We start from the raw sequence: 5,198 nt of genomic DNA, 5'->3' as shown, positions 1-5,198 counted from the left end.
ATTATCTCAAATGGATAATTTGGCAATCTACAAAACCGTTAACCGAATGGCATTGTCTTCGAACTGAATTCTCAGGAATTCGAAACGAAGACGTTTATCTTTTATCTAAAGCAAATTTGGACGGAGCAGGAAAGCTGTGTCAGAAAAGGTGAGGCAGCTTGAGAAACTGCTTTCCGGGCGCTATGCGGACCGTACGAATTACTGTTCGTTTTCCGACAGATCGAGACGCGCCTTTCCGGTTTTAAGCGCCGTTTCGATGACATGCGCATCCGGATCGATATAAATGGTCTTGAACGATTTCATCGTCGTAAAGCCGGGGCCTTTTCCCGGAACCTTCCTGAGCTGGTTAATCCGGGTGTAGTCGACCGGCACGCTCGAAGAATAGCGGCCTTTGGAAAACCAGGCGGCCAGCATGGCGCAGAAGCGGATTTCTTCTTCACTCGGATGTTCGCTCTGCAGCACGACATGGGAGCCGTGATAATCCTTGACGTGAAACCAGAGATCGCTGCGTCTGGCCAGCGTCCAGGTAATGTACTGGTTCTGGAGATTGTTCTTGCCGGCGTAAATGGTCGAATCGCCCATTTTCAGAACGACGATATTGGGCATCTTTTTCTTCTTGCGCCGCATCGCATCTTTTTTGAGATGCAGAACATGCCGGTCCGCCAGTTCCTGGCGGATTTCCAGAACGTCCTCGGCGCTGCAGTATTTGAGCTGCTCGGCAAGCATCTGGAAGTATTCGAGCTGATTGGCGCACTGCTCCACCTGCTCGGCGAGAATTTCGCGACCGCGCTTAAGCTTGCGGTACCTGTGATAGTAAATGTTCGCGTTGTCCTTGATCGAATAGCGCGGATCCAGATCGATTTCCAGCTTATCGCCGGTATCGAACGATTCCAGCGTCACGTGCGAAGACTTTGGCAGATCGAGATGGGCAAACAGCGCGTCGCCGATCTGACGCATTTCGTCATACCCGTACGATTCTTCCAGCGACTCTTCCAGACGCGGGAGCTTTTTGGACAGCTTGCGGATTTCTCGATCCACGGCTTTGAAGACATCGCCGCACTGCAGGGAAATGCGTCGGCGGTTTTCATCGGCTTCAAACTGCGTTTCCAGCCCTTCCATCAGGGGGAGGGACGTCCAGGGCGTCTGGAGATGTTCAAAGGGAAGCACATGGAATTCCTTGCCGGTCCGATACAGAAGATCGGAATGCGTCATCTCGTCGTAAATTTCTTCATACGTCTGTCCGTTTTGCATGCGGTACAGAAATTCACGGGAAAGCGCGGGCGAAAAGCCTTCAATCTGGCTGACCAGTGAACGGTCCGGATCGATCGTAACCGGCGGTTCGGGCATCTGCCGTTCCGGTTTTTGCGGCAGCGTGTAAAGCGCCCCCGGATGCAGCAGACGCTTGGAATTTTCGTAGACCGGAATTCGCTTGAGACAGTCGATAATTGTCTGGTCTCTGGAATCGACGAGAATCAGGTTGGCATATTTGCCCATCATTTCCGCATACAGATCGTATTCGACGCGATCGGAAAACTCATTGGACGCCACGATATGAAAACGGACTATCCGGTCGTATCCCATCTGTTCAATGGCTGTGATATAGCCCTGCGAAATGCGTTTGCGCAAAAGCATGACAAAGGGGGAAGGATTGGGCAGAACGTCCTTGTTTTTTTCGTCCAGATAAAGACGGCACGTGTTGGAATGCGCGCAAAGCGCCAGCCTGGCGCTGCCTTTTTGCGGCTTATGCAAGAAGAGCAGAATCTCTTCATCGCTAAGACTCTGAATTTTTCCAATTTTGGCTCCTTCGTATTCCTGAAGCTTATTTACGACGCGTGAAAGCAGAAGACCGTCAAAGGGCATACGCCTACCTCCTTGTCCGCTTGGGACTGATTTTTATAAAAGAAATGCAGAAATTTCTTCAAATCCTGAATTCTCGTATAGTATAGAGAAAATCCTGATGCAAACAAAACGACAGGAAAATAGAGCAGCGCAGCCGCATACGCCAGCGTCTGGCGGGGGCAGCGGTTCTTTTCCTGTTCTGCGGCTTTTCTTACAGCAGCTATGCGTCAATGGACGTGCGGCATAGGAATGGAAGTTCGCAGATTCCCGTTTTAAAATCGCGGTATTTTCCCGTTCTGGCTTCAGAGTTTCTGGAAGAGCACGAAATTCCGTATTTTTCATTCGGCCGGTTTTCTTTTTTACTGGTCTGGCTCACGCCAATCCGAAAAAGAAACGAATACGAAACATGCCTTAAACAATACAGAAGCGGATGAGCAGCTGTGAATGGTCTGTGCAAACAGAGCAGCCTTCAGCCAGAACGTGCAGGAAAGCGCAAATTAAAATCAGACAGAAGGAAGGATTACAATGAACGACACAAAACACGATGCCCGCATTTACATTCTCAGCGGCCCAAGCGGGGTAGGAAAGCGGACGATCCGGGAAAATCTCGACATGGATGCGCTGAATATGGTCAATTCCGTATCGTGGACCACGCGCGATCCGCGCCCGGAAGACATCGAAGGCGTTACCTATCATTTCGCAACGCCGGAAGAATTTGAAAAAGCCGCAGCCAATGATGAATTTGCGGAACACGCCGGCTTTGCCGATCACGCGTATGGAACCCCGCGTTCGGAAATCGAGAAAAACCGGAAAGCTGGACGCAATGTCATGCTCGAAATTGAAGTGCAGGGCGCGAAACAGGTCATGAACAACTACCCGGAAGCCGTTTCGATTTTCCTCGTTCCGCCTACGCTTGAAGATCTTGAAAACCGTCTGCGCAGCCGGAGCACGGAATCGGAAGAAGCCATTCAGGCAAGACTTGCCAGAGCCAGAGAAGAAATGGCCATGCAGGGTGAATACCAGTATGTCGTTGTCAACGACGACGCGCAGAGAGCGGCCGATGAAGTGGCATCCATCATCCGAAAGACAGCGCTCTAAAAAGGCAAGAATAAAGGGAAAATCACTTCTTTGCCCATTGACTTTTCAGGGCCTTTGCTTGAAGGTCCTTGCCTGCAGTGCTAAACTGATCGTGTTATCAATCCCAAGGGAGCGGACATCCGCTCCCTTCGATTTTGTAAGGAGAGAGAATGGATAATCTGAAAACCCTGATTGAGCCTGCCCTGAAAGAAAAGGGCTGCATGTTGTATGAGCTCGAATGGGACACCAAAATGAAGCCCCCGATTCTTCGCGTCATGATCGACCGTGAAGACGAGCCCATTGATCTCGACATCTGCGCCGAGTGTTCCGAAGCACTTTCCGTGCTGTTAGACGAAGCGGACGCGATCCCTGGCGAATATATGCTGGAAGTATGCTCCCCAGGCGCTGAACGGCTCCTGAAAACCGAAAAGCAGATCCAGAACCAGGTCGGCAAGTATGTACGGATCGAACTGATCCAGGAGCAGGATCACGTCAAGGAAATTTTCGGCAAACTCGATGCGGCGGATGAGAACGAACTGAAAATCAGCACGTTTATCAAGGGCCGTCCGAAAAAATACCAAGTCAGACGAGACAATATCGCGCACATTCGCAGCGCTGTAAAAGTTTAATACAGAGGAAGATATGCCTAACAAAGCAATGAAAGAAAAGAAACCAACAAAAACCAAACGCAATTCAAAATCCAGGGAACTCGAAGCGGATGCAAAAACAGCGCAGGAAGCGCTCGAAGCCATCAAGTCCTTCCGCAATCTCTCGCCGGAAGTTCTTACCTCCGCTCTCAATGACGCCATCGAAGTCGGCTACCGCAAATCCCACGGTCTGAAAACCGCGAGAATTCGTACCGAACTCGATCCCAAGGGCGGCCTGAAGGCCTTCCGGATCTGGGACGTTGTGGAAACGGTAGAAGATCCGGAAACCCAGCTCGATGTCGAAGAAGCCAAGGACATTACCCCAAATCCGATCGTGGGCCAGGTTCTTGAAGAAGAAGCCGATATCGAAGACTTCGTTCGCAACGATATCTCGACCGTAAAGAGCGTTATGCTCCAGAAATTCAAGGATGCTGAAAAACAGGAAATTTTTGAAGAGTACCGTGACCGCGTCAGCGACATGGTCGACGGTCTGATTCATTCCGTAGAAAATAATTTCGTCATGGTTCGTCTGGGCGCCGATCAGGAAGGCAAGCTTCAGCCCGGTGCAACCGACGCCGTCATGCGCAAATCTGACCAGATTCCTGGTGAAGAGTACATCGAAGGCAAAATGATCCGCGTGGTCATCACAAAAGTCGACAAGGAATCCAAGGGCGCCATGGTAATGGTCAGCCGTTCCTGCAACGACATGATCAAGCGCCTGTTTGAAAAGGAAGTCGCCGAAATTTCTTCCGGAACGATCGAAATCAAGGCGATCGCCCGCGACCCGGGACTCCGCGCCAAGATGGCCGTCATTTCCAACAACGAAAACATCGATCCGATCGGTGCCTGCATCGGTCCGGGCGGAAGCCGTGTCCGTGCAGTATCTTCGAATCTGAACGGGGAGAAAATCGACATTTTCGAATGGTCCGACGATCTGCAGCAGCTCGTAGCCAACGCGCTCTCGCCTGCGCAGGGTGTTCAGATTTTCCCGCATGAAAAAGCCGCCGATAAACTCGGCAGCGAAAAAGTCCGCCGCTCCACACGCGACCGCAATCCGAACGACGATTCCCGTACGCTGGTTGCTGCCGTACCAGACAATCAGCTGTCCCTGGCCATCGGCAAAAAAGGACAGAACGCCCGTCTGGCGTACAAGCTGACTGGCTACCGCATCGATATCCGCTCCCAGAGCGAACTCGATGAACTTGGTATCGACTGGAGAGGGTACGTAGAAGAAATGCATCGCGAGTACGAAGAAAAGAAAGCCCGCGAACGCGCCTACAAGCAGCAGAAGCGTATCGAAGAACTGCAGAACTCCAACGAACCGACCGCCAATATCGCCGATGTAGCCGACTACGACTACGATGTCGATTACGACGATCGTCACCTCGACCGCATGGATACGCTCGCCAGCCGCGAAGCGCAGTACGAAAGCGAAGCCGAACCGGCAAACGAAGCGCCGAAAACCGCAGAGTCCAGTGTCAGCGTTAAGGAAAAGGAACTCGACGAAATGGAAGAAGCGGCACGCATCGCCAAGGAAAAACGCAAATCGCTCAGCGAAAAGCGTACGACGTACGTGTCCAAGTTTGAATCTGCTGCCGAAGCGCCAAAAGCTGAACCCGCAAAACCCGCTAAACC

At 51.6% G+C, this 5,198-nt stretch carries 5 protein-coding genes; 3 read left to right on the top strand and 2 right to left on the bottom strand.

Features of this window, described 5'->3' with window-relative positions:
- Positions 1–198 precede the first annotated feature (198 nt).
- Positions 199–1,860 (bottom strand): NFACT family protein, encoded by a 1,662-nt coding sequence (locus ACLUYS_RS08930; RefSeq protein WP_412659645.1) that lies wholly within the window; start codon positions 1,858–1,860, stop codon positions 199–201.
- Between the two features lie 33 nt (positions 1,861–1,893).
- A complete protein-coding gene (locus ACLUYS_RS08925) occupies positions 1,894–2,181 on the bottom strand; it encodes a hypothetical protein (protein WP_230267882.1) in 288 nt (95 codons plus the stop codon).
- A 183-nt stretch (positions 2,182–2,364) separates the two neighbouring features.
- Here ACLUYS_RS08925 and gmk point away from each other — a divergent pair, with 183 nt between their 5' ends.
- From gmk to nusA, 3 genes are all read left to right on the top strand, one after another.
- Positions 2,365–2,937: a guanylate kinase gene (gene gmk, locus ACLUYS_RS08920; protein WP_230267883.1), complete on the top strand. Its 573-nt coding sequence runs from the start codon at positions 2,365–2,367 to the stop codon at positions 2,935–2,937.
- 149 nt (positions 2,938–3,086) lie between these two features.
- Entirely contained in the window at positions 3,087–3,545 is a 459-nt protein-coding gene (gene rimP / locus ACLUYS_RS08915; RefSeq protein ID WP_412659644.1) for a ribosome maturation factor RimP, read from the top strand.
- 13 nt (positions 3,546–3,558) lie between these two features.
- Positions 3,559–5,198: transcription termination factor NusA (gene nusA / locus ACLUYS_RS08910; protein ID WP_412659643.1), on the top strand; the 1,640-nt coding region annotated here is incomplete at its 3' end.

The organism is Allobaculum sp., from assembly GCF_047010065.1.
In the GTDB taxonomy this organism is placed as follows: domain Bacteria; phylum Bacillota_I; class Bacilli_A; order Erysipelotrichales; family Erysipelotrichaceae; genus Allobaculum; species Allobaculum fili.
Note: the sequence above shows the minus strand (reverse complement) of the source record. Positions and strands in the feature narration are given on the sequence as shown.